At 62.2% G+C, this 24,128-nt stretch carries 20 protein-coding genes; 10 read left to right on the top strand and 10 right to left on the bottom strand.

The window, feature by feature from the left end:
• Positions 1 to 9 precede the first annotated feature (9 nt).
• From EJ076_RS12975 to EJ076_RS12965, 3 genes are read left to right on the top strand one after another with little or no spacing between them, the layout of a single operon-like run.
• Complete coding sequence (locus tag EJ076_RS12975; RefSeq protein ID WP_126068101.1) at positions 10 to 984, top strand: ABC transporter permease; 975 nt, start codon at positions 10 to 12, stop codon at positions 982 to 984.
• Positions 981 to 1,787, top strand: a complete 807-nt coding sequence (locus EJ076_RS12970) for a creatininase family protein (RefSeq protein ID WP_126068100.1) — start codon at positions 981 to 983, stop codon at positions 1,785 to 1,787. The genes EJ076_RS12975 and EJ076_RS12970 overlap by 4 nt, the downstream gene beginning before the upstream one ends.
• Positions 1,787 to 3,313 carry an aldehyde dehydrogenase family protein gene (locus EJ076_RS12965; protein ID WP_109663202.1) on the top strand — a complete coding sequence of 509 codons (1,527 nt, stop codon included), beginning with the start codon at positions 1,787 to 1,789 and terminating at the stop codon, positions 3,311 to 3,313. Before EJ076_RS12970 ends, EJ076_RS12965 begins: the two co-directional genes overlap by 1 nt.
• Positions 3,314 to 3,433: 120 nt before the next feature.
• On the opposite strand, the gene EJ076_RS12960 is transcribed toward EJ076_RS12965, so the two are convergent.
• Entirely contained in the window at positions 3,434 to 4,996 is a 1,563-nt protein-coding gene (locus EJ076_RS12960) for a GMC family oxidoreductase N-terminal domain-containing protein (RefSeq protein WP_126068099.1), read from the bottom strand.
• Between the two features lie 277 nt (positions 4,997 to 5,273).
• A complete protein-coding gene (locus EJ076_RS12955) occupies positions 5,274 to 6,392 on the bottom strand; it encodes an FAD-binding oxidoreductase (protein WP_109661541.1) in 1,119 nt (372 codons plus the stop codon).
• A gap of 213 nt (positions 6,393 to 6,605) precedes the next feature.
• On the opposite strand from EJ076_RS12955, the gene EJ076_RS12950 reads away from it, so the two are divergent.
• From EJ076_RS12950 to EJ076_RS12920, 7 genes are all read left to right on the top strand, one after another.
• Positions 6,606 to 7,490 carry a MurR/RpiR family transcriptional regulator gene (locus tag EJ076_RS12950; RefSeq protein ID WP_109661539.1) on the top strand — a complete coding sequence of 295 codons (885 nt, stop codon included), beginning with the start codon at positions 6,606 to 6,608 and terminating at the stop codon, positions 7,488 to 7,490.
• A gap of 47 nt (positions 7,491 to 7,537) precedes the next feature.
• The gene (locus EJ076_RS12945; protein ID WP_126068098.1) at positions 7,538 to 9,124 is read left to right on the top strand and encodes an ABC transporter substrate-binding protein; all 1,587 of its coding nucleotides are present in this window, start codon (positions 7,538 to 7,540) and stop codon (positions 9,122 to 9,124) included.
• 48 nt (positions 9,125 to 9,172) lie between these two features.
• Positions 9,173 to 10,102, top strand: a complete 930-nt coding sequence (locus EJ076_RS12940; protein WP_109661535.1) for an ABC transporter permease — start codon at positions 9,173 to 9,175, stop codon at positions 10,100 to 10,102.
• Complete coding sequence (locus tag EJ076_RS12935; RefSeq protein WP_109661533.1) at positions 10,099 to 10,950, top strand: ABC transporter permease; 852 nt, start codon at positions 10,099 to 10,101, stop codon at positions 10,948 to 10,950. Before EJ076_RS12940 ends, EJ076_RS12935 begins: the two co-directional genes overlap by 4 nt.
• Positions 10,947 to 11,906 (top strand): ABC transporter ATP-binding protein, encoded by a 960-nt coding sequence (locus EJ076_RS12930; protein WP_164548625.1) that lies wholly within the window; start codon positions 10,947 to 10,949, stop codon positions 11,904 to 11,906. Before EJ076_RS12935 ends, EJ076_RS12930 begins: the two co-directional genes overlap by 4 nt.
• Entirely contained in the window at positions 11,903 to 12,862 is a 960-nt protein-coding gene (locus tag EJ076_RS12925; protein ID WP_126068097.1) for an oligopeptide/dipeptide ABC transporter ATP-binding protein, read from the top strand. The genes EJ076_RS12930 and EJ076_RS12925 overlap by 4 nt, the downstream gene beginning before the upstream one ends.
• 67 nt (positions 12,863 to 12,929) lie before the next feature.
• Entirely contained in the window at positions 12,930 to 14,408 is a 1,479-nt protein-coding gene (locus EJ076_RS12920) for a M81 family metallopeptidase (protein ID WP_126068096.1), read from the top strand.
• A gap of 114 nt (positions 14,409 to 14,522) precedes the next feature.
• On the opposite strand, the gene EJ076_RS12915 is transcribed toward EJ076_RS12920, so the two are convergent.
• From EJ076_RS12915 to EJ076_RS12880, 8 genes are all read right to left on the bottom strand, one after another.
• On the bottom strand, positions 14,523 to 15,641 hold the full coding sequence (locus tag EJ076_RS12915; RefSeq protein ID WP_109661524.1) for a branched-chain amino acid ABC transporter substrate-binding protein: 1,119 nt from the start codon (positions 15,639 to 15,641) through the stop codon (positions 14,523 to 14,525).
• A 136-nt stretch (positions 15,642 to 15,777) separates the two neighbouring features.
• Positions 15,778 to 16,968 carry an acetyl-CoA C-acyltransferase gene (locus EJ076_RS12910; protein WP_109663199.1) on the bottom strand — a complete coding sequence of 397 codons (1,191 nt, stop codon included), beginning with the start codon at positions 16,966 to 16,968 and terminating at the stop codon, positions 15,778 to 15,780.
• A gap of 11 nt (positions 16,969 to 16,979) precedes the next feature.
• The gene (locus EJ076_RS12905) at positions 16,980 to 18,089 is read right to left on the bottom strand and encodes a serine hydrolase domain-containing protein (protein ID WP_126068095.1); all 1,110 of its coding nucleotides are present in this window, start codon (positions 18,087 to 18,089) and stop codon (positions 16,980 to 16,982) included.
• A gap of 9 nt (positions 18,090 to 18,098) precedes the next feature.
• Complete coding sequence (locus tag EJ076_RS12900) at positions 18,099 to 19,694, bottom strand: ABC transporter substrate-binding protein (protein WP_164548623.1); 1,596 nt, start codon at positions 19,692 to 19,694, stop codon at positions 18,099 to 18,101.
• Positions 19,695 to 19,804: 110 nt separating this feature from the next.
• Positions 19,805 to 20,560, bottom strand: a complete 756-nt coding sequence (locus EJ076_RS12895) for a 3-hydroxyacyl-CoA dehydrogenase (RefSeq protein WP_126068094.1) — start codon at positions 20,558 to 20,560, stop codon at positions 19,805 to 19,807.
• 75 nt (positions 20,561 to 20,635) lie between these two features.
• On the bottom strand, positions 20,636 to 21,721 hold the full coding sequence (locus EJ076_RS12890) for an AraC family transcriptional regulator (protein ID WP_126068093.1): 1,086 nt from the start codon (positions 21,719 to 21,721) through the stop codon (positions 20,636 to 20,638).
• A gap of 19 nt (positions 21,722 to 21,740) precedes the next feature.
• Entirely contained in the window at positions 21,741 to 23,369 is a 1,629-nt protein-coding gene (locus EJ076_RS12885; protein ID WP_126068092.1) for an AMP-binding protein, read from the bottom strand.
• 8 nt (positions 23,370 to 23,377) lie between these two features.
• On the bottom strand, positions 23,378 to 24,127 hold the full coding sequence (locus EJ076_RS12880) for an enoyl-CoA hydratase/isomerase family protein (protein ID WP_126068091.1): 750 nt from the start codon (positions 24,125 to 24,127) through the stop codon (positions 23,378 to 23,380).
• Between the last annotated feature and the right edge of the window lies 1 nt (position 24,128).

The raw sequence follows: 24,128 nt of genomic DNA, 5'->3' as shown, positions 1-24,128 counted from the left end.
AGAACCGTCATGACCCGCCAACAGAACATCTGGTGCAGGCGCTTTCTCGATCTCTCGCCGTTGATCCTGCTGGTCATCCTGCTGGCGATCTTCGCGCTCATCGACGCCCGCATCGTTTCGACTGCCAGCCTCATCAACATCGTCGCACAGGCGACCCCGATCGCCATCCTGGCGCTTGGCGCCCTGATCGTTCTGCTGACGGCGGGCATCGACCTGTCCGCTGGCGTCGGCGTCGCCTTCTGTGCCGTCTTCATCGCCAGCCTGATCGACGGCGGTGCCGGCCTGCCGCTTGCCCTTCTCATCGGCCTTGCCGTGATGGTCGTGATCGGCCTCGCAAACGGCGCCGTTATTGCCCTGTTGAAAATACCACCATTCGTGACGACGCTGGCCACAATGGTCGCGTTGCAGGGCGCAACGCTTGCCGTTGCCTCCAAAGGCGTCCTGATGCTGAAGGATCCGACGCTCCGCGCTGTCGGCATCGAGCGCAGCTTCGGCATTCCCAACGTCATCTTCGCAACGCTGCTGATCATCGCCGTCGCAGCAATCCTGATGCGGCACAGCCGCTTCGGGCTGCGTACCTATGCGCTCGGGTCGGATGCCGGAGCCGCGGAACTTGCCGGCATCCCGGTGAGGAAACACACGATCCTCGTCTATTGCGCCTCCAGTACCTTCGTCTTCCTGACGGCTGTGATCATGATCAGCCGGGTACCGGTCGTGACGCCCAATATCGGCGGCACCTCGCTGCTTCTCGACGCGATCGCCGCGGCCGTGCTTGGCGGCACCAGTATTTTCGGCGGCAGGGGAACGGTGTGGGGCGCGGTCGTCGGCGCGCTGATCGTCAGCCTGCTGACGACGGCGCTTCGGGTGTTCGGCACGGACCCTTCCAGCCTCGAACTCTACAAGGGGGCAATCATCATGGTCGCTCTTCTGGCCGATTCCGGCATGACCTACGCCAAGGCCCGGCTTGTCGAGGCCGCACGATGAGCGAGCCAGTTCCGGCCTTGCCGATCCCGCCCGGGTCCAGCTTTGCGCTGATGACCTCGCCGGATACGGAAAGACACGCGACAGCCGGCGTGCATAAACCCGTCGTCATTCTGCCGCTCGGCGCCGTCGAGCAACATGGCCCGCATCTGCCGCTCGGCGTCGATTGCTGGCTTGCGGAAGCGGTTGCTCTTGCCGCGGCGGAAGGACAGGCCTCCATCCGTGTCGCCGAACCTGTCGCCTATGGCTCGTCCGAGCATCATCGCTCCTTCTCCGGCACGATGAGCCTCAGCCCGCAGACCTTCATCGCCGTTCTTGTCGATCTCTGCACCTGCCTTGCCGAAGACGGCTTCCTGCCGGTCATGCTGAACGGCCACGGCGGAAACCGCGCCGCCATCCAGGTGGCGATCACCACCCTTGGCCAGCGCGGCATCGTCACGGCGGGTTTCTCGTATTTCGATCTCATCGCCGACGTGGCGGCGCAGGCCCTGCCCGATGCCGCCACGGGCACCGGTCATGCCTGCGCGCTTGAAACGTCGTTGATGATGCATGTGCTTGGCGTCAGCGTTCGCCGCGATCTCATCCCGCAAGGCGGCACCCCGCCATCCTGGCCGGATCCTCACCTTTACGCCGCGCCGGCCGTCACCGTCTGGCGCCGTTTCGAAGCCATCCGCGACAACGGCGTCATCGGCACGCCATCGCAGGCGAGCGCAGAGGCCGGCAGCAGACTTTTCATCGCAGCCGTGGAGCGCAGCCGCGTTGCCATTTTGAACATCCAATCCGAATTCGGCCAAAGGAACGCATGATGACAGTTCATTTCAAATCTTCTCTCGACGGTCCCAACCTTCGCGGCATGGCGATCGTCTCGGAGCCGGAAGCAGCCGCCCGCATCGGCATCAACCGCATCGGCGGCGAGTGGATTGCCGGCAGCTCCGGCAAGTTCCTGAAAATCGACAGCCCATCGACGGGCGAGCATCTCGGCTATCTCTCACTTTCCACCCGCGCCGATGTCGGCCGCGCGGTGAAAGCCGCCGAAGGCGCACGCGAGGCCATGCGCAAGATGGGGACCTTCGCGCGCGCTCAACTGTGCATGCGCATTGCCGACGCGATCGACAGGCGCGCCGAGGAACTGGCGCGCCTGCTCTGCCTGGAACAGGGCAAGCCCTTCCACAGCGAGGCAAAGGCCGAGGCCTCGGCAGCAGCTCTGGGTTTCCGCAATGCGGCAGAGCAGATGAAGTGGCTGGAGACGGCGGCGTTTCCGCTTGCCGATGCCAACAAGCGCGCCTTCAGCTTCCTGCAGCCGAAGGGCGTCTTCGCCATCATCACGCCCTGGAATTTCCCGCTCGCCCTGCCCTGCCTCTATTATCTCGGACCGGCCGTCGCAACGGGCAACACCGTCGTCTGGGTGCCCGCACCGACGACGTCGCTGATTGCCACGGCACTCGTCGAATGCTTCATCGAGGCGGGCCTGCCGGATGGCGTCATCAATCTCGTTCTGGGTGACGGTGCGGAGGTGGGCGACGAGGCGGTCGTTCATCCGGGCACCCATGCCATCGGCTTCACCGGCAGTTCCGCCACCGGCGCGACGATCGCCCGGCGTGGCGCGGGCAAGCCGCTTCTGCTCGAAATGGGCGGCAACGGTCCGACCATCGTCCTGGCCGACGCCGATATCGACATGGCCGCCGCTCAGGTGGGAGCCGGCTGCTTTGCCAATGCCGGGCAGATCTGCACGGCCACCGAACGCGTGCTGGTGCACAAATCCATCCATGACCGTTTCATCGAAGGTCTCGTGAAAGCGGCTTCGAAGGTAAAAATGGGCGACCCTTTCGATCCCGCGACCACGATGGGTCCGATCAACAATGCGGTGGCCGTCGACAAGGTGCTCAGCCACATTGCCGACGCCCGCGCGCGCGGCGCCGATATCGTCACTGGCGGCAATGTGGCATCAGGTTTTGCCACCAATCTCTATTTCGAGCCGTCGATCGTCACAGGACTGACCCGGGAAAGCCTGCTCAATATCGAGGAATCCTTCGGGCCGATTGCACCCGTGCTGACCTTCGAGACCGACGAGGAGGCGATGGAACTTGCGGCATCCAGCCCCTACGGCCTGTCGGCCGCGGTCTTCACCAGCACCATCAAGAATGCCTTTGCCTATGCTGAAAGCTTGAAGGTCGGCATCGTCAACATCAACGAGATGAGCTGCTATTGGGAGCCGCACATCCCTGCCGGCGGCGCAGCCGGGACGCAGAGCGGCCTCGGTCGCACCGGGGGTCGGCACACGCTGATGGAAATGTGCGACCTGAAGACGATCACCGTGGATGTCACTCGCTGACACCCAACGCCCGCGCCTAGAGCCGCATGATGTCGTCCGAAAACCGCTTCGCACTTTTCGGCATCATGCTCTTGTGCGCGGGCCTGCCCTCGCGCCCGTATGCCGTTCGGCAGCGAGCTGTCAGATGGATCGGCGCAGCCTGTCGGCCATTTTCTCGCCAATCATGATCGAGGTGAGGTTGGTGTTTGCCTGGCAATCGAGCGGCATGATCGACGCATCGATAACCCGCAGCCCTTCAAAACCGTAGACCCGGCATTCCGGATCGACCACGGCCTCGCCGGGCCGTCCCATGCAACAGCCGCCAATCCCATGCTGCGCATCGGAAGACTGCGCCAGCAGGAAATTGTCGACCTCTTCGTCACTTGCCGTTTCAAGCCATGACAAAGGCAGATCGGAATCCCCCAGCAGGACGCGCTCGGCGATCGCCTGGATCGGCGCCTGCCGGGCAATCTCGCCAAGGTGGCGATAGGCGATACGCATGCGCTGAATATCCATCGGATCGTCCAGCATGTTCTCTTCCACGATCGGCTGGTCGAAGGGATTGGCGGAGCGCAGCTGCACGGTGCCGCGGCTCTTGGCCTCCATCAGGATCAGATTGACCATGGCCTCGCCGAACTGGGCGCTGTCGGATTCCACACCAATGCCGCCATGGTTCATGGCGACGTAGAGAATGTCGTCGCGCTCGGCACCCGGCACGCCGGAACTCATCCGCACACAGCAGTTGGTATGCCGCGCATCGACATCGGTCGCCTTGAATTCGGGCTTCAGCTTCAGTTCGATGCGGCAATAAGGATGGTCGAAAAATCCTTCGCCGACCGGCAGGTCGGCAAGCACCTCGATGTCCTTTCGGTTCAAGAGAGCCGCCGGGCCGATGCCCGAGCGCTGCAGGATGACCGGAGAGTGGATGGCGCCGGCCGAGAGGATGACCAGCGGCGCCTCGAATTTGCGAACCTGACCGGCCACGATGGCCAAAACGCCGATCGCCGTCTTGCCATCGAAAAGCACCTTGTCGACCGTCGCCTGCCCGATGATGGTGAGGTTCGGCCGGTCGCGGGCAGCTTCCAGATAGCCGTCATTGACCGACACGCGCTTACTGTCTCGACTGTTGATCGGATAGGTGCAAGCCCCTTCGGCGTCCGGAGCATTGAGATCGTCATGCCAGGGATGGCCGAGAGCCATCGCGCTTTGCCGCATGGCCTTGTCGACACTCCCCCAGCTTTCGACGGGCGCGCGGTAGATTGGAATCGGGCCATCGCTGCCGTGAAAATTGGCCGCGATCGGGTCATCCTCCAGGCGGCAGAAGAAGGGCAGCACGTCGGCTCCCGACCAGCCCTTGCATCCGATTTCCTCCCAGCGGTCGAATGCATGCAGCACGCCGCGAATGGCAATCTGCCCATTGACGGCCGTCGAACCACCAAGCCCCTTGCCGCGCCAGTAGACCCGATGCTCCTGCCACTTCGTGCGGCGAGCCATCAGGTCGGGATACATGTATTGTTGCTGAAAATGATCGGGAAGCAGCAGGTTGAAGGGATTTGGACTCTCCATCTCGGCAGGCTGCTCGCCGCTCCGGTAGTCCGGCCCCGCTTCCAGCAAAAGCACGGTCGTGGCCGCATCTTCGGTTAGCCGGGCGGCAAGAACAGCCCCGGCGGCGCCGGCTCCGACAACGATGACATCAAAGGGCATGCCGCACTCCCCGGATCCGACCAATGCACGGCTGGCTTGACCGCGACATCATGTTGATTTCACTTTGTGCACCATCATCTGCCGGCATTCAGGCTCAGCGACGGACGCCGGAACCGATTGAGCCGCCATTGCACGACGGCAAGATCACCATGGTTTGTTTTATATGTAAATATGATTTCGTATATGAACCCGCCAGAAATCAAAATTCGTTCCAAGCGGGTTCGATCGGTCAATTCATGACCGCCGGATTGATCCTGAACCAGGAAGCCGACTACGGCTACGCCAAACGCGCCGGCGAAATATCCCTTTCGGATAGTCCATTCGCGAGCAGGTCGGCAGGCAGGCATCCCGAAACGATCAGGTCGGCTGCGGCACGGCCAAGGGCCGGGGCCATCATGATTCCATAACCGCCCTGACCTGCAAGCCAGAAGAAGTCGGGCGCCGCAGCGTCGTACCCCAGCACGGGCGCCTGGTCGGCCACGAAGGAGCGCAGGCCCGCCCAGCGCTTTGCGATATGGCTGACGGTTGCCAGCGTCTCGCGCTGCAGCCAATCGACCAGCACTGCCACGTCCCATTCGTCAGGCTGGACATCCTGCGGTTCGATCGGCGTCTGGTCGCCCGGTGATGCCATGATCCTGCCGGCGTCCGGCTTGATGTAGGCATCGGCGGCGACGTAGTCGACGGCAGGCATTTTGGCGATGTCCAGTCCTGGAGGTCCGTCGACGATGATTGCTGTGCGCCGCTTCGCCACCAGCCCGATCGGGCCAGCGCCGGCCATGTCGCCGATCTCTCCAGCCCAGGCACCTGCCGCGTTGACGACAATTCGCCCTTTCACCGAGAAATCTCTCGCTGAAGCTTTCCACAGGCCGTCGCGGTGATCCAGTTTCGTGATGCGCTTGCCGCAAAGGACGAGCCCGCCGCGCCGCCTGATGCCGCTCAGGAAACCCTGGTGAAGGGAGGCGACATCGATGTCCATGACGCCGCTTTCAAAGGCCGACGCCGCGACGCGTTCGCGGCGAAGCAACGGTGCCAAGGAGAGAGTGCCAGCCGCATCCAGTTTCCGGATTTCGTATCCGTCCGTCGACAGATCGAGGATCGGCGCCAGCAGGTCTTCCTCGCCGGGAGCGGCCACCGTCAACATGCCGCGTTGGGTCAAAAGCGGCCCGTCACAAAATTCGGCTGGCGGGTTCAGGAAGAAAGCCTGGCTTGTCTTGTTGATGCGTCGGACCGTGGCGACGCCATAGTTGGGTGTGAAGAGCGCGGCCGACCTTCCGGTGCTGTGGTAGCCGGGCGTCGATTCGGCCTCGATGAGCGCGACTGTCCCCAGGGCTGCGAGTTCATAGGCGGCGGCTGAGCCCGAGATGCCCGCGCCGATGACAAGATAGTCGTAGTCCATGACGGCCCGGCCTTTGGCTTGCGTCGCTATCCAGGTGCCGTGGCACGCCGGACGGACGATCCTCCACTATCCGCGTTTGTTCTGGCGGTTCGATCCGGCGCTCTGTCGCCGCCGGCGCACAAGAGTGCAGTTCCTCAAAGAATGCAAGAAAACAAAAATATGTTGACACCATGTAAGATTTATAACTTTGTAATTGGCGGAGGAGAATTGCGCATGATCGGTTCGGTTCGCCAACGGCTGTCGGATTGCCTGGGCAGCGCGTCCAAGGCAGACAAGGCGATTGCGAGTTTCATGCTCGCCCAGCTGAACAGTCTCGCCTTTGAGACCGCCGGCAGCATCGCGAGCAAGGTGGAGGTCAGCGAACCGACCGTCGGACGCTTCTGCCGCTCCATCGGCTATACCAGCTTCAAGGACCTGAAGGATCATCTCAAACAGGATCTGGGCGACCGGCCATGGCTGATCAGCGATCGGCTGCGCGATTTGCAGCGCCGAACGCTTGCCGGAGAGGACCAGCTGGCGCGCGGGCTGCAGCTCGAAATAGCAGGCCTGGTTGCCGTCTATGAACTTGCCCACACGCCGGAATGGAAGCGTGTCGTCAAGCGCCTTGCCACGACACCTGCCATCTTCGTCTCCGGTTTCCAGACCGAGCGCGGTGTTGCACAGACCTTCGTGAATCAGCTGCAGTATCTGCGCGACCGCGTCCATCTTCTCGATCTGGCCGGCGGCAATTTCAGCGAACTTCTGGCCTCCGACAGCAAGCAGTCCTGTCTCGTTCTCTTCGAGGCCAAGCGCTACTCGCGCATGGCGCGCCTGCTGGCGCAGGAGGCGCGAGGGCTCGGCATACCGACCACCCTGATCACCGACGCCTTCTGCGACTGGGGTCGCGAGCTGGTCGACGAGATGTTCGTGGTCCCGACGGAATTCAATCTGTTCTGGGAATCGACCGCCCAGATGGCGAGCCTGACAAACCTGCTCGTCAACGGCGTGTTCATCGAGCTTGGCCCCGAGGTGGAGCAGCGCATGAATGAGGTATCGCGCCTCTACAGCCGCTTCACCGGATATGTCGGCGACCCGACCGGACCCTCGATGGGAGACTGATCCGAGACCTACCGCAGCCCATAACCATAACAACAGGGAACAATGACATGCGTACCATGACCAAGGCATTTCTCTCAGGCTCGGCGCTTCTGTCCGCCGGCCTTTTCATGACAAGCCTGCCATCGGCGGCGATGGCCCAGGAAGCGACTTTCGCACTTCCTGCCGGCGAACTGGGCGCGACCTCGTACAATCCGGTCACCTCCAGCAACCTCAATTCGGCAACGTCGCTGATCTACGACCGATTGATCGAGCAGGATGCCGATCAGTCGTTCCACCCGCATCTGGCCACGTCATGGCAGGAAAGCCCTGACGGCATGACCTGGGAGTTCAAGCTGCATCCCGGCGTCAAATTCCATGACGGCGAGCCCTTCAACGCCGAGACGATCGCAGCCTGGATTCCGACTTTCGCCGGCACCGAGAATGCCTTCATGGTCGAGGCAATCGACAAGGTCGTGGTCGTCGATCCGTTGACCATCAAATTCGTCATGAAGCGGCCGGAGCCGAACATGCTGTACAACCTCGCCAGTTCCTTCATGGGCGTGCCCAGCCCCAAATCCTACAAGGCGCTGGGTAAGGACTACGGCGTCACCACCGCTGTCGGCACGGGACCATTCAAGCTGGAAAGCTTCTCGATAGGGCTCGAGACCGTGTTGGTCCGCAATGACGAATACGCCTGGGATTCGGACCTGTCGGTCAACCAGGGCGCGGCGAAGATCGCCAAGATCACCTTCCGCGAGATTCCCGATCAGTCGACCGCATTCCTCGAATTGAAGACCGGCGGCGTCGATGTGCTGCTCGGCGTGCCCACCGATTTCCTGTCGATCATCAAGAGCGAAAAAGCCGCCACCATCATCACGATGCCTGGAACCGGCATCAATTACATGCCGATCAATACGTCCGTGGCGCCGTTCACCGACATCAAAGTCCGCCAGGCCACAGCCCTGGCGATCAACCAGAAGGCCATCCTCGACAGCGTCTATGCCGGCGTCGGCCAGGAAGCACACAACTTCCTCATCAGCTCGCTTCCTGAATCCCAGGTCAAGCCCGGCCTCGACGTCAGTTTCGACCTGGCCAAGGCCAATGCGCTGCTCGACGAGGCCGGATGGAAAAGGGCCGACGACGGCGTGCGCGCCAAGGACGGCCAATCCCTGAAGGTGAAGCTCTTCACGCAAAACGATACGGAGTTCAAGCGGCTTACCCAGGTCGTGCAGGCGCAGCTCAAGGATATCGGCATGGATGCCGAGATCACCGTGCTCGATTCCAGCACGATCCGCGACGAGTACAAGAAGAACAACCATCAGCTCGCCGTGCGCGGCTACGATTGGAACAACGCCGACATCCTCGACTGGTTCTTCAGCGGCGCGCGGCTCGGCTACCCGAACATCTCGATGTGGAAAGACGCCAAATCCGACGAACTGAACAAAACCGCCATGACCAACTCGAAGACTTCGGCCGAGCGGATCGCGAATTTCAGGACCTATCACGAATATCTTCTGTCCCAGTTCCTGTTCGTGCCGATCTACCAACCGGCAACCAATATCGCCTTCAACCCCAAGACGGTGAGCGTTCCAGAAAAGGTGCGCGGCCCGCGTTTCCGGTCGCAGACCATCATGGACATGCAGGTCCTGCAGTAACCAGCGCTACCGGCGCTTGACCAACAGTGAAGCACCGGAGGAGCCGGGATGATCATCAAATACACGCTGCAACGTCTGCTGATGCTCATTCCGGTGTCCCTCTCAATTTCCGTCGTAATCTTCCTGGTCGTTCATCTCCTGCCCGGTGATCCGATCGACAACCTCATGCGCGTCGGCTCGTCTCCGGAGGACCGGCTCGCAATGACCGTGAAATACGGGCTCGACCGGACGCTGGTCGAGCAATACCTGCTATGGATCAGGAGCATCCTGAGCGGAGATTTCGGCGAGGCAATCGTACTGCGCCGCCCGGTTTCGGCCCTGATCTGGCAGAACCTGCCCTACAGCCTGACACTTGGCGCCCTGGCCTTCGCCTTCTCTTCGATCGTCGGCATGATCGCCGGCACCGTCTCCGCGGTTGCCAAGAACCCGGTCGTGGAACAGGTGGTCAAGGCTTTCATCCTGCTCGGTTCGACGGTGCCCAGCTTCTGGCTGGCGCTGCTGATGATCCTGCTGTTTTCGGTGACGCTCGGCTGGTTTCCGGTCTCCGGCGCCAAGACCTGGACGGCTCTTGTCCTTCCGGTCCTCACGATCGGTTTCGGCGGCATCGCGCTGGTGGCCCGTGTCACCCGCGTGGCGCTGGTCGAGATCGCACGCCAGGATTTTGTCACGCTTTTGCACGCGAAGGGGCTGTCCCGCTCAACCATCCTGTTTCGCCATCTGCTGCCGCACGCCTTTCTGCCGGTCGTCACGATCCTGGCCCTGCGCATTGGCTGGATCCTCGGCGGCGCGGTGACCGTCGAATTCGTTTTCGGCCGGCCCGGCCTCGGCAGCCTGCTTATCCGTGCGCTCGGTCAGCGCGATTATCCCGTCGTGCAGGGATGCCTGCTCATGCTGGCGCTTGCCGTGATGCTCGGAACGCTGATCGGCGACGTCGCCCAGGCCGCGCTGGACCCTCGTGTCAGGGAGGCCACCACATGAACGCATTGGCTCAATCCGGCGTCGGTCGCGCCTTCACCACGCCGCTCGGCCTGTTTTCGGGTGGCTATATCCTGATCCTCCTGGTGGTCGCGCTAACGGCGCCGTGGATCACGCCCTTCGATGTCACCATCCAGGATCTGGCCAACAGCAACGCCGCGCCGGGTTGGCCGCATCTGATGGGCACCGATGAATTCGGCCGCGATGTCCTCTCGCGCGTCATGTACGGCGCGCGCACCTCGCTGTCGGTCAGCGCAACAGCCATCGGGTTCTCGATGATCGTCGGCATGGCGCTCGGCGCAGCCGCCGGCTATTTCGGTGGCCTGTTCGAACGCGCCGTGATGACGGTCGTCGATCTGACATGGTCGTTTCCCGACATCCTGATCGCGCTCATGCTGGTGGCGATCATCGGCCCCGGCCTGTCCAGCACGATGTTCGCCATAGCCGTCGCCTACCTGGCGCAATTCACCCGGCTGACCCGGGCGCAAATCGTCCAGCTGAAGCGCGAGACGTTCATAGAGGCAACCATCAACCTGGGTGCCACGCCCGCCCACATCCTATCGCGCCACCTGCTGCCGAATGCCGTTGCGCCAGTCATTGTGGTCGGCATGCTCGCCATCGGCGACGGTATCATCCTGGAGGCGACGCTCGGCTTCTTCGGCCTTGGCGCGCAGCCGCCCACGCCAAGCTGGGGTGCCATGATGAGCAGCGGCACCGCGCAGCTTTTCCTGGCACCCTGGGTCATCATCTTTCCCGGTCTCGTCGTCGCCGTAACCGTGATTGCCATCAACCTGTTCGGCGATGCGTTGATCCGCGCCCTCGACATCCGCGAACGGCTGCGCGGAACATGAGCACGATCCTGAAAGTGGAAGCTCTGCGCGTTGCGATCGGCGCGCTCACGCCATTGTCCAGCGTATCGTTTTCGCTCGAGAAAGGTGAGACGCTGGGACTGGTTGGCGAATCCGGATCGGGAAAGTCGTTGACCGCCATGGCCATCATGGGGCTGCTGCCGCTGATCGGCGGGCGTATCACCGGCGGCTCGGTGGTCTTTGACGGCAGCGATTTGACCGCTTTGCCTGAACCGGCCTACCGGAAACTGCGCGGTGGCCGCATTGGCCTGATCACGCAGAATCCGATGACGTCGCTCGATCCTCTGAAAAAGGTCGGATCGCAGATCGATGTCGTGGCACGGCTGCATCTTGGCCTGGACAAATCCGCCGCACGCAACCGCACCGTCGAACTGCTTGGCGAACTGCGGATTCCGGAACCGGCTTCCATCTATCACCTTTACCCCCACCAATTGTCCGGCGGCATGAAGCAGCGCATCGTCATCGCCATGGCGCTTGCCGCCGACCCTGACCTGCTGATCGCCGACGAACCGACCACAGCGCTGGACGTCACCGTCCAGGCGCAGATCATCCGATTGCTGAGCGACCTGATCCGCGACCGCGATCTAAGCATGGTGCTGATTACCCACGATATGAGCGTTGTTGCCCAAGCCTGCGACAAGGTCGTGGTGATGTATGCCGGGACCGCGGTCGAATATGGAACGGTCGCGGCGATTTTCGATGATCCGCGCCATCCCTATACAAAGGCACTGATCGGCTGCATCCCACGCGGATTGGCGGGCGCACAGCGCTTGAAGGGCATCGAGGGTACCGTCCCAAGCGTCGCCCACTATCCGCAGGGTTGCCGCTTTCACCCGCGCTGCCCGCGTGCCGAAGCAATCTGCGCTGCCGTGTCACCACCTTTCATAGCCAGCCGTGATGGCGCGGCCGCATGCCATTTTGCCGGAGCGGTCGGATGAGCGAGTTCCTGGAAGTCAGCAGGCTGTCCAAACGATACACCAGCAAGCGCGGCCTGTTCGGCGCGGCCCGCTCGATGTACGCGGTCAACGACGTGTCGTTCCAGATGACGAAGGGCCGGGTTGTTGGCGTCGTCGGTGAATCTGGCTGTGGAAAGTCCACGCTCGCGCGCCTCATCCTGCGCCTGATCGAACCATCGAGCGGTGCGGTTCGTTTCGATGGGCTGGATTTGCTGAAGCAGCGCCCGCGCGAGATGCGCCGTCTGCGCGCACGCATGCAGATGGTGTTCCAGGACCCCTATTCGGCGATCGACCCCCGCTACACCGTTGCCGATGCGGTGATGGAGCCGTTCCAGATCCAGGGGGTACGCCTTTCGTCAGCCGCGAGATCCGACATGATCAGCGGATTGCTGACCATGGTCGGGCTCAACCCTCAGACAGCATCGAGCTACCCGCATCAGCTGTCGGGCGGCCAGAAGCAGCGCATCGGCATCGCCCGTGCGCTTGCGCTGAAGCCCGCACTTCTGGTGCTGGACGAGCCGACGGCCTCGCTGGACGTCTCGATCCAGGCCCAGATCGTTGGCCTGCTCGAACGGCTGCAGGAAGAAATGGGCCTGACCTACCTGTTCATTTCCCATGACCTCGCGCTGGTAAAGTATTTCTGCGACGAAGTGCTGGTGATGTATCTCGGCCGCGTCGTCGAGGCGTTGCCCGATACCGACGCGCCGGCACGCCATCCCTATACCAGAACGCTGCTCGACAGCACGTTCCAGCCCGATCCGAAGCTGCGTCGCCGCATCCAGCCCCTGGCCGGAGAGGTACCGAGTCCGTTCGATCTTGGACCGGGCTGCGCCTTCGCGGCGCGCTGCCCAAGGGCGAGTGAACGCTGCCGGGTGGAAACGCCGCTTCTGGCCGCGTCCGGAGGAGGCCACGCCGTAGCCTGCCACCATCCGGACTGACCCACGCGCCGAATTGCCGCCCCTTTGCGGTTGCCGCGCCCGAATCTGTGCATCCCTGGAGTAACTTATGACCTTCAAAGTCCTGACTGCGGAAATCTACCACGAGACCAACACGTTCAGCCGTCATCCGACCGACGAGCAGGCGTTCCGCGACCGCTATTTTCTGACGGGAGCGGAAGCCATTACCCAGCGGCGCGACGCCAACACCGAGCTTGCAGGTTTCCTCGATGTGGGACGCGCTCATGGCTGGGAGGTCGAGCATGTGTTGAGTTCTGCCGCCGGTCCAAGCGGCAGGGTCACGCGCGCTGCGTTCGACTGGTTATGCGAACCATTGATTGCTGCCGCGAAACCTGGAAATTTCGACGGGATTCTGCTTGGACTGCACGGCGCCATGGTTCCCGACTTTTGCGAGGACGGCGAAGGCGAACTGCTTCGGCGCCTGCGCGCCGTGGTCGGCCAGGCCGTGCCGATTGCCATTACGCTTGACCCGCACGCCAATGTCAGCCGGCAGATGTGCGAGCTCGCCGATATCATCGTCGCTTTCAAGACCTATCCTCATGTCGACATGCGCGAGATCGGCCGGCAGGCCGGCGAAATCCTGCAGCGCACGATGGCCGGCGAGATCAAACCGCGCACGATCAGCGCGAGGCGACCCATGCTTGAGGAGGTCAATGGCGGGCGCACCGACATCGGTCCGATGCTCGAGCGGCTCGCATCGGCGCGAGCCTACGAAGCACAAGCCGACGTGTTTGCCGTCAGCATCAATGGCGGCTTCGCCAGCGCCGATATTGCCGAGGTCGGGCCGACCGTTCTGGTCACCGGCCAGGGCGATTTCGATGCGCACCAGGCCTTTGCCGAAACGATCGCCGACGACATCTGGGACAGACGCCACGAGGTGCTGAACGAGTATGTCAGCGTCGAAACGGCGGCAGCCGTCGCCGTGGCATACAAGTCAGACGATGGCCCGCTTGTCATCGCCGACTATGCCGACAATCCCGGTGGTGGAGGCTATGGCGACTCGACCAATCTGCTGAAGGCGATGCTCGATGCCGGCGTGACCGACGCCTGCTTCGGTCCGATGGTCGATGGCGAGGCTGCGGCGGCCTTGCATGGGTCGGCCGTTGGCGAACGCGTTGAGATCGCGCTCGGCGGCAAGACCGACGCCCGCTTCGGCGGCGGTCCGCTCGAGCTCAATGTCGAAATCGTGGCGCTGAGCGATGGCCACTTCGTCGGAGACGGGCCGATGATCGGCGGACTTCCCGGCAACTTCGGTCCAAGCGCGGTGCTGCGCGTCCACGGCATCGAAATCCTGGTCGTGACCATCGCCCAGCAGATGCTGGACCTCCAGCAGTTCAGGGCATTCGGCATCGACCCGGCGGCAAAGCGGGTGGTCGCATTGAAATCCATGCAGCACTTCCGTGCCGCGTTCGCGCAGATTGCCGGCAAGATCATCGTCTGCGACAGTGGCGCGCTTTGTACGCCTCGCTACGAGCGGATGCCGTACCGGAATGTACCGCGGCCGATCTTTCCACTCGATCGGGAATGACGGCACCAACCGGCTGCATGCGCTTGCTCGGGACTCTTCCGGGTTGATCCCATCCACAAGATGCCCGGCTATGACACCGGGCATCTCTAGAAATGATCATTGGATCCCGAGTTCTTACTTTTCGAAATAGGTGGGTTTTCCGTCCTCACCTTTCTTCCATTCATAGATGACGTAGTCCGGACGCGTCGGATCGCCCTTGGCGTCGTAGCCAAAATCGCCGATGGCGGTCTTGAACGGACCGTTCGCTTTGATGGCGTCGGCTACCTTCGTCGCGTCGTCAGCGGAGCCGGTTTTGGCGATTGCGGCGGCGAGAACCTGGACCGCGGCGTAGGAGTACAGCGTATAAGCTTCAGGCTCGAAGCCGGCAGCGCGGAATTTCTCGACGATACCCTTGGCGGCCGGGTTCTTGCGTGGATCCGGGCCGAAGGTGTTGAGTGTGCCGATCACGGCGTCCCCGGCGATCGCGGCGAGTTCGTTCGACACCATGCCGTCGCCTGAGAACAGTGTTGCCTTCAGACCCTGATCAGCTGACTGGCGCATGATCAGGCCGGCCTCAGTGTGCAAGCCACCGAAGTAGATCAACGTAACGCCGGCCTCCTTCATTTTGGCGATCAGCGCCGAGAAGTCCTTGTCTCCGATATTGATACCTTCATAGAGTACTTCCTTGATCCCGTTGGCGTTCAACACGCCTTTCGTTACGTCGACGAGTCCTTGCCCGTAGGGCGTCTTGTCGTGGACGATGGCAATTTTGGCATCCTTGAAGTTTGCCGCAATGTAGCCGCCGGCCACCTTGCCCTGCTGGTCGTCGCGGCCGCAGGTGCGGAATGTGTTCCACAGGCCGCGCTCGGTGAACTGTGGGTTGGTGGACGCGGGACTGATCTCGAGCACACCGTTCTCCGCATAGACCTCCGATGCCGGGATCGAGACGCCCGAGTTGAAGTGGCCGACCACGAACTTGACCCCGTCACCGACGAACTTGTTGGCGACCGAGATACCCTGTTTCGGATCGGAGACATCGTCCCCGACCTCGATCTTGATCTGCTGGCCGAGAATACCGCCGGCGGCATTGATATCGGCGGCCGCCTGTTCGGCACCTTTTTGGAACTGCGCGCCAAAGGCGGCGTTCGGTCCGGTAATCGGGCCGGCAACGCCGATCAGAATGTCAGCGAAGGCGTTGCCGCCGAACGCGACGAGCGCGGTCATGGCAAGCGCGGGCAAGAGTGCTTTCTTCATGTGATGGCTCCCATTAAGCATCGTGGGCGTTGGTGATGCCTCATGCGATACCCACGTCTGGCGCATGAAGCTGACGGATCGAGATCAGCGCCGCCGCTGTTCACTGTTCTGCGATGCCAATAGCTCTCCGGGTCGTTCAAGACATGAGTTCCACCGCCAGGGCGGTGGCTTCGCCGCCACCGATGCAGACGGATGCGATCCCTCGTCGCAGACGATGTTTTCGGAGGGCCGAAACCAGCGTGACGATGATACGGGCGCCCGAAGCGCCGATCGGATGGCCGAGCGCACAGGCGCCGCCATGGGCATTCACTTTATCCGGTGGCAGATCGAGGTCGCGCATCGCTGCCATGGGCACCACCGCGAAAGCCTCATTGATCTCAAAGAGATCCACATCCTTGAGATCCCAATTGATCCTGTCGCGGAGCTTTCGGATGGCGCCAATAGGCGCGGTCGTGAAGAGATTGGCGGCCTGCGCGTGCGTGGCATGACCGCGGATCGCCGCAAGCGGGGTAAGACCCCTTTTGTCAGCCTGCGAACGGCGCATGAGGACGAGTGCTGCCGCGCCGTCCGAGATCGACGAAGAATTCGCCGCCGTTAGCGTGCCGCCCTCCCGGAAGGCAGGCCTCAGGATTGGAATTTTGTCCGTCCGAGCCTTTCCCGGCTGTTCGTCCTCACCGACGGACCGCTCGGCCTTTCCCTCCGTCACAGCAATGGGGACAATCTCTTCAAGAAAGCTGCCGTCGCTGATGGCCTTGCGAGCCTTCTCAAGAGAGCGGAGGGCAAATGCGTCCTGAGCGTCGCGGGTAAATTGGTAGGCCTCGGCGCAATCTTCGGCAAAGGTTCCCATGAGACGCCCTTTGTCATAGGCATCCTCCAGGCCATCAAGGAACATATGGTCGATGATCTTGCCGTGCCCCATACGATAGCCGGGGCGGGCACGGTCGAGCAGATAAGGCGCATTGGTCATGCTCTCCATGCCGCCTGCGACGACCACGGCACCGGCCCCCGCCACAATCAGGCCGTGGGCAAGCATGACCGACACCATGCCGGACCCGCACATCTTGTTTACGGTCGTGGCGCCAACGCCCAACGGCAGGCCTGCTTCCAGGGTTGCCTGACGCGCTGGTGCCTGTCCCTGACCCGCGGTCAGAACGCATCCAAGCAGGACCTCATCAACGAGATCCATTTCGACCCCGGACCGCTCCAAGGCTGCGCGGACGGCGACCGCGCCAAGTCCTACGGCGGTGACGTCCTTGAAGTTCCCTTGGAAGGCGCCAATCGGTGTCCTTGCGGTCCCGACGATTACCACTGGGTCATGAGTGCTCACCTGACTCCCAGTCATGGCTGGATCGCTCGGATGACCGTGTCGACGACCTCATGGAGTCCACTCGCCTGGAAGGACAGGCGGTTGCCAGATCCGACATTGCTGGTCATGGCAATGGTCAGCCCGCTTTCCGGATCGTGCTGCATGACGCAGACGTAGCCGGGGATGCTGCCCTGATGACCGTAGAACGGGCGACCGTCATAGCTGCTCTGGAACAGGCCGGCGCCGGTCTCGCGCATGCGGGTGCCAGGGAAGGAAGCCGGCATACGAGAGCCAGACATCTCCTCGAACCAAGGTGGCGAAATCACCTTGCCCGCGAACAAGCCGCGCATGAAGGCGACAAGATCGCTGGGAGTGGAGACCATATCGCCCAGGCCATATGCGGCTGAATAGGGAAAGGTATCGGACGAATCCTGCAATGCTTCCGAATAGGGCAACACCCCATCCATGCGCCACATCTCGCCCCCTGAGGCGATGTCCTTGGCTGCGCCAGCGGGCGGCTGTGGACGATGGTAATAGCCCCGCACCAACCGTTCGGCCGGATAGGTCTCGGTGGACGGCGACCAGGTGTCGTGCAATCCCAGGGGATCGAGCACGGCCTGGCGAACATAGGCGCCGAGGGATTGGCCGGTGACCTGTTCGATCAGCAGACCCGCCAGAACATAGCCGGTGTTGTTGTAAATGGCCGGGCCGCCGGGCGCCTTCCGTACGCCAGCCTTGAATGCCATGTCGATTAGCTCGGCGGGTATCCAGACCCGGCTCGGATCCATTGGTATGTCGTATTCGAATTCCGGCAGGCCGCTGCGATGATTGACCAGTTGCCGCACCGAAATCTGTTCCCCGCCAGGAAGGTCGGGGAACCAGTGCGAGATGGGTGCGCCGAGGTCGATCTTGCTGTCCTCGGCCAATCGGACGAGCGCGGCGACGACGAACGTCTTGGTGCAGCTCCCGATCTTGAAGAGCCGGTCCGTGGTAACGGGCGTGCCATCGCGGCGGTCCGCCACCCCAGCCGTCACGACTTTTGCAGACCTGCCCCCCATGGCGAAGGCAAGCGAGACACCCACCGCGCCCCGGTCGATATAGTCCGCGAGCAAGCGGCCGATCTCATCCACTTTTCCGGTCATTCGCGCGTCCTACTCAGCGATGTCGACGCGGGCGAAATTCTGGCGGCCGAACGGATCCATCACATAGTTCAGCACGCTTTTGCGCACCGGGACCGACACGACGGAATGCGCGATCGGCACGCCGGGAACCTCGGCTTGCACAATCTTCTGCGCGTGGCGATATATCTCGGCGCGCTTGGCGGGGTCGGCCTCAACGCGGCCTTCCTGCAACAGCTTTTCGAAATCCGGGTTGCACCAACGCGAGCGGTTGGAGCCGCCGGTGACACCTTCGCAGCTCAGCATGTAGCTGAGCAGGTTGTCGGGATCGCCGTTGTCGCTGCTGCCACCGAGCAGGAAACTGTCGTGTTCGCCGGCGGAGGTGCGCTTGAGATACTCGCCCCACTCGTACGAGACGATGTCGGACTTCACGCCGACCGCGGCCCAATCGGCCTGAATCATCTCGGCCATGCGCCGGGCATTGGGATTGTAAGGCCGCGAGACCGGCATCGCCCAGAGGCTGATCGACAGGCCGCTTTCATAGCCGGATTCCTTCAGCAAATTCTTCGCGCCTTCGGGGTCGTAGTCGATGGCGGCATCCTTGATGGCGCCGAGCTGCGTCGGTGGCACCATGCTGCCGGCCAACCTGCCGGTACCCTGGTAGACCGCCTCAACGATCGCCTTGCGGTCAATGGCCTTGGCAAGCGCGGTGCGCACCCTCACATCGTCGAACGGCTTGTGTTCGACGTTGAAGCCGAGAACGCCAACGTTCTGCCCCTCGATCTGGTGGACGTCGATGTCGGGATCGCTCTTCAGTTCGGCGACCGAGGATGGAGGCGGCAATGCGGCGACCTGGCATTCATTGGCCTTCAGCCGCTCGACCCGCGTCGTCGGCTCTGGCGTGATGGCGAATACCAGCGTGTCGATCTTGGGCGGACCGCCCCAATAATCCTGGTTGGCGGCGTAGCGAATCTGGTTGTCGGCAACATAGGCTTGAAGCACGAACGGACCCGTGCCGACAGGCTCCCTGTCGATCAGCTCCGGCGTGCCGGCGGCGACCATCTTCTCGGTCTGCTCCAGCGAGAGGATCGACATGGCGTCGAGCGCGATGCCGGACAGGAAGGTCACGTTGGGAGCGTTCAAGGTGAAGCGTACCGTGTAGTCGTCGATCTTCTCGAGCGCGCCGATCATCGAGCCGAGGCCGGCTGCGGCGAACATCTCATAAGAACCGTTACCGAGCTTGTGGTAGGGATTGTTCGGGTCCCGCTGGCGGTTGAAGGTGTAAAGGACGTCGTCGGCGCTGAAGTTGCGCGTCGGCGTGAAATGCGCACTCGAATGGAACTTGACGCCGTGGCGCAGGTGGAACGTGTAGGTTTTGCCGTCCGGCGAGACCTCCCAGCTATCGGCCAGCGCCGGCCCGATCTCGGTGGAGCCCGGCTTGAACTCGACCAGCCGATTGAAGATGGTCTTGGCCGCCGCATCCATGGTGGAATCGGCGGTGCTGGTCATCGGAGTGAAGGTTTCGGGGCTGGCCTCCGAGCAGTAGACAAGCGTCTTTGCCGACACTTGTCCTGCCGCGAGGACCGACGATGCAAGGATGGCAACACACATGAGGGACAAGGGCTTCATCTCAAGAACTCTCCCGTTTGGGTTTCGGGTCATCGGCTGCGAAACGCAGGGCCGTTGACCCGCATCGAAATTTCAGCCGCCGAGCGCCAGGACGACGAGGCCGTCGCCACTCAGCGCGGCGCCATGCGCAGCGCTCCGTCGAGGCGGATGACCTCGCCATTCAGCATCGTGTTCTCGCAGATGTGCTTCACCAGGCTGGCGTATTCATCCGGGCGGCCCAGGCGCGGCGGAAACGGCACGCTCGCGCCGAGAGCATCCCGGACCTCCTGCGACATGGCGGCCATCATCGGTGTTTCAAAGATGCCGGGTGCTATGGCGGCCACGCGCACGCCATAGCGAGCGAGTTCCCGTGCCACAGGAAGCGTGAGCGCGGCGATGCCACCCTTTGAGGCGGCATAGGCTGCCTGGCCTATTTGTCCGTCGAACGCTGCAATAGAGGCGGTGTTGACAATAACCCCGCGCTCGCCGCCGGCGTCGGGCTCTCCCTTCACGATCCGGTCGGCGACAAGCCGCAACATGTTGAAGGTGCCGACAAGATTGACGGCAATCGTGCGCGCAAAGCTTTCGAGGCTGTGAAGCTTGTCCCGCCCCAGGACCTTTTCACCCGGCGCGATACCCGCGCAATTCACCAGTCCGTGGATGCGCCCAAACATCTTCGTGGCAAGATCCACCGCGGCTTCGCTGGTGACGTCGGCACGGTGAAAGCGCACAGCGCTACCCAGTTCCGCGGCGACTTTTTCGCCGGCCGCGGCGTTTAAATCGATGGCAAGAACGTTCGCGCCCTCAGCCGCGAACATGCGCGCGACCGCCGCTCCCAACCCGGAGCCCGCGCCGGTGACCAAAAAAACTTTATCCTTGATCCGCATTGTTCATGTCCGCGCGAGAATTCCTCGCCCGAACATGTTGCAACGGAGCAAAGTGGCATACGATGACCGAGGCGCTCAGATTTGGTGATCGATTTTGCAATGTTTGCCATTCGATGCGCGCTGTGCTTGCGGCCCCGCCGACGTTGCGGGCGCGCGGTCCTGTGCAGTGAGCCTCGATGCGGCCTCTCGGCGAAACGATGCGGGGCTTTTGCCGGTCCATTTGTGAAATGCCCGATGAAAGGCACTTGGTTCGGAAAAACCGATATCGGCCGATAGATCGGCCACGCTTCGGCTGCCGCCAAGCAGGGCTTCCATCGCCAAGGCTCTGCGCATTTCGTCCTTGATGGAACGATAGGTCTGCCCCTCCGACTGCAATCGGCGGCGCAAGGTCGGTGCTTGCATGCGCATTCCCGCAGCGAGTGTTCCGAAGCTTGGCCACGCGGACGGAACCGTCATGTGAAGACGCCCGCGAATGGCGGCGGAGAGCCCTGCATCATGGCGATACCGCACCAGAATGTTGGCTGGCGCCTGGCGCAGAAATTCCCGCAATGCGCCCGCATCCCTGATAGTCGGCAGCTTCAGAAAGTCGGCATCGAAGACAAGCCGGCTTTCCGGCTGATCGAACCGCACCGGTGCGCCGAAAAACAGGCGGTAGTCGGTTCCCGTGGGTGGCGCAGGGCATTTGAAATCGACCCAGCGGATCGGAAGGCGCCGGCCCACCAGCCAGCAGTTCACGCCATGGACGATGATCCAGAATGTACGATAGGCAAAGGCGGAGCGCAGCGGACCGGCATCCTTCAAGGTGACCTCGGCAAGCCCATCCCTGACAACCAGTTCACCATGAGGATCGTCAAGGACCACACGCAGGAAACGCAGGCCTCGCCGCAACGCATGCTCCAGCGTTTCGGTCGTCAGGAGCGCATGACATAGCAGCGCAAAACTGCCCGCTCGCATCGGCCGGGCTCCTTCGCCGAAGAATTCGTCATCCATGGTCTCGGCTACGGCATGCCAAAGGGCTCCGTATTGCTGCGCGGAGATCGGTTCGGAAATGACTGGCGGCAGCCCCACCCGCGCCAGCAGCGGCTCGACCGGCACGTTGTGGCGGCGAAGGCATTCAAGCGTATCGTCCATGAAACAAGGAGCGATCATCCGACGTTCCATCGCTTGAAACTCCCCGGTGCTAGCGCTGTCCCCGATCGAACGTGGCAGCGCTCACACCTCGTTGCCGCAAGGTGTTCCTGGCGACTTTTTCCGTCGGAGTTCGCGGCAGTGGGATATCGGTAATCTCGATGTAGCGCGGCACCATATGGCGAGGCGCGAGTTGCCTGAAGTGGTCGAGCAGATCGGCTGGCTCCAGGGTGGCCCCTGCCCTCCGCTGCGCCACAACCATGATGTCCTCTTCCGTGAATTCTGACGGAATTCCAAAAGCGGCACTCTCAACGATGTCAGGGTGTCTCTCGGCGACGGTTTCCACCTCGTAGGCGGAAATGTTCTCGCCCCGACGCCGGATTGCCTCGTTGAGGCGATGCTTGAAATAGAGCCAGCCGTCTTCATCCATGACGCCTGCATCACCGGAATGATACCAAAGGTTCCTGAGCGTCTGCACCGTCTTCGCGTCTGCCCTGTAGTAACCGGAGAACATGCTCCAGCTCTTGTTTGGACGCGACACGATCTCGCCTACGGTGCCGGGCGGAAGGCGCCTGTCCGCCTCGTCGACGATCGCCACTTCCCAGTCCGGATGAGGGCGGCCGCAGGAACCCGGTCTCGTTTCGTCTACCGTGTCCAACGTCACAAAACTGGTTTCCGTCTGCCCGTAGCCTGTTACCAGTCTCATATCGAAGCGGCGCTCGAATGCTTCCCTGTCGGGAACCATGGGAATGCATTGGCACACCTTGATGGGGTTGCTGCTGTCGTTGTCCGACTGCGGCGCGCGCATGAGGATGACGGCCATGGCGCCCAACAGATTTGTCGCCGTGGCGCCACTCGCGCGAACCTGATTCCAGAATCTTGAAGCGCTGAAACTATCGACCAGCGTTGCTGGCGTGCCGTAGATCAAGGGCAGAAACACGCCGAACATCTGGGCGTCGGTGTGAAACAGCGGCAACGCCGAGAAATAGCTGTCGCTGGTCGTGTAACCCAGATTGGATGCCATTGCCGCTGCCCAGGAATAGCAATGATGGTGAGACATCAATGCGCCCTTGGCGGGACCGGTCGTACCCGATGTGAACAGGATAGCCATCGGATCGGAATAATGGACGTCGACCAGATCGAAATCCGGCTGCGGCGCCAGGCATTCCTCAAAACGGACAATCCGGCCGATCCTGATGCCTGCCGCCCGCGCTTCCCCCGGATCAACTCCCACGAGGATGAGTGTCCGCAGATTGGGCAGCTGATCCTGGACCTTTGCAAGCTCCACGAGTGCATTGGCGTCCGCAGCGAGCACTTCCGCCCCGCAATTGTTCAGGTTGTGACAAAGCAAGTCCCCTTTTAGCCCGGGATTGCTCGGTACCTCGATCGCACCCAGACTTGATGTCGCGAACCACATCGCAACGAGTTCGAAGCAATTCGGCAGCAACATCGCCACGCGATCCGATCGGCCGACACCGAGCTTGCGCAGGCCAACCGCCAGCCGGCTGGAGATATGCAGCATGTCCTCGAAGCTCGCGGAACGTCCGCAAACTTCGATGAATTTCTTGCTGCCCAGCCTCTCGGCCTGCCTCAACAGGATCCGGGGCAGTGCCCGGTCCACGATGTCGTCTTCGTGCTTGCCGGGAATGTGGGCGGGAGATGACACGTCAAGCATCGTCATGGAGGCGGTCAAAACTCTTTTGCTCGGGCCTGGGCTTCTGGGGACAGAAAGCCGCTGACCGTGGCTTTGGTCTCAAGGCTCATTGCCTCGGCAAGGGACGAGTGAAAGCCCTCGTTGATGGCGTGTTTGATGTCGGATACGGCGCCAGTGGGGCGCTCCGCGATCTTCAACGCGAGTTTTCTTGCTTCGTCGAGCAATTCGGCTTCCGGGACCAGCTTCCACGCGATACCGACTTCGACCGCCTTCCTGGCGTCGTGACGTTCGCCAAGGATCATCAGTTCCTTGGCAACCTGCGGCCCGACCTGCTTGGTCAACAGCGCCGTCACGCCGCCGGTCACGAAAAGCCCATAGCTGACCTCGGGAAAAAACCAGCGGGTGTTGTCGGCGAACAGCCGAAAATCGCAGTTGATGGCCCATTCGAGGGCGCCCCCAACGCACCAGCCATGCACCGCCGCGATGACGATCTTCCTGGACTGCATGATCTGCAGGGTGATGTTCTGAATGGCCTCGACCCAGGCTTGCGTCGCTGCTTCGGAGGAGGTCTGCGCATCAAGGTCCCTGAGGTCGTCTCCGGAACAGAAGGCTCGTCCTTCGCCGTGGAGAATGACGACACGGATGGCTTCATCCGCCTCGGCTCGTACAAGCGCTTCGGCGAGTTCATCGACAAGCTGCCTGTTCATGGCGTTGAGCCGTTCCGGCCGGTTCAGCTTGACCCAGGCGATTGCCCCGTCGTTTCTGGAAATGACTGCTGCAGTCATG

The sequence above is a fragment of the Mesorhizobium sp. M7D.F.Ca.US.005.01.1.1 genome, from assembly GCF_003952545.1.
GTDB classification, from domain to species: Bacteria; Pseudomonadota; Alphaproteobacteria; order Rhizobiales; family Rhizobiaceae; genus Mesorhizobium; species Mesorhizobium loti.
Note: the sequence above shows the minus strand (reverse complement) of the source record. Positions and strands in the feature narration are given on the sequence as shown.

Coding starts and splice junctions, on each gene's coding strand:
- EJ076_RS12965 (WP_109663202.1), top strand. CDS start 1,787: ATGACAGTTCATTTCAAATCTTCTCTCGACGGTCCCAACCTTCGCGGC.
- EJ076_RS12895 (WP_126068094.1), bottom strand. CDS start 20,560: ATGCGGATCAAGGATAAAGTTTTTTTGGTCACCGGCGCGGGCTCCGGG.
- EJ076_RS12890 (WP_126068093.1), bottom strand. CDS start 21,721: ATGGAACGTCGGATGATCGCTCCTTGTTTCATGGACGATACGCTTGAA.
- EJ076_RS12920 (WP_126068096.1), top strand. CDS start 12,930: ATGACCTTCAAAGTCCTGACTGCGGAAATCTACCACGAGACCAACACG.
- EJ076_RS12885 (WP_126068092.1), bottom strand. CDS start 23,369: ATGACGATGCTTGACGTGTCATCTCCCGCCCACATTCCCGGCAAGCAC.
- EJ076_RS12905 (WP_126068095.1), bottom strand. CDS start 18,089: ATGACCGGAAAAGTGGATGAGATCGGCCGCTTGCTCGCGGACTATATC.
- EJ076_RS12940 (WP_109661535.1), top strand. CDS start 9,173: ATGATCATCAAATACACGCTGCAACGTCTGCTGATGCTCATTCCGGTG.
- EJ076_RS12945 (WP_126068098.1), top strand. CDS start 7,538: ATGCGTACCATGACCAAGGCATTTCTCTCAGGCTCGGCGCTTCTGTCC.
- EJ076_RS12975 (WP_126068101.1), top strand. CDS start 10: ATGACCCGCCAACAGAACATCTGGTGCAGGCGCTTTCTCGATCTCTCG.
- EJ076_RS12925 (WP_126068097.1), top strand. CDS start 11,903: ATGAGCGAGTTCCTGGAAGTCAGCAGGCTGTCCAAACGATACACCAGC.
- EJ076_RS12960 (WP_126068099.1), bottom strand. CDS start 4,996: ATGCCCTTTGATGTCATCGTTGTCGGAGCCGGCGCCGCCGGGGCTGTT.
- EJ076_RS12950 (WP_109661539.1), top strand. CDS start 6,606: ATGATCGGTTCGGTTCGCCAACGGCTGTCGGATTGCCTGGGCAGCGCG.
- EJ076_RS12880 (WP_126068091.1), bottom strand. CDS start 24,127: ATGACTGCAGCAGTCATTTCCAGAAACGACGGGGCAATCGCCTGGGTC.
- EJ076_RS12915 (WP_109661524.1), bottom strand. CDS start 15,641: ATGAAGAAAGCACTCTTGCCCGCGCTTGCCATGACCGCGCTCGTCGCG.
- EJ076_RS12970 (WP_126068100.1), top strand. CDS start 981: ATGAGCGAGCCAGTTCCGGCCTTGCCGATCCCGCCCGGGTCCAGCTTT.
- EJ076_RS12955 (WP_109661541.1), bottom strand. CDS start 6,392: ATGGACTACGACTATCTTGTCATCGGCGCGGGCATCTCGGGCTCAGCC.
- EJ076_RS12930 (WP_164548625.1), top strand. CDS start 10,947: ATGAGCACGATCCTGAAAGTGGAAGCTCTGCGCGTTGCGATCGGCGCG.
- EJ076_RS12900 (WP_164548623.1), bottom strand. CDS start 19,694: ATGAAGCCCTTGTCCCTCATGTGTGTTGCCATCCTTGCATCGTCGGTC.
- EJ076_RS12935 (WP_109661533.1), top strand. CDS start 10,099: ATGAACGCATTGGCTCAATCCGGCGTCGGTCGCGCCTTCACCACGCCG.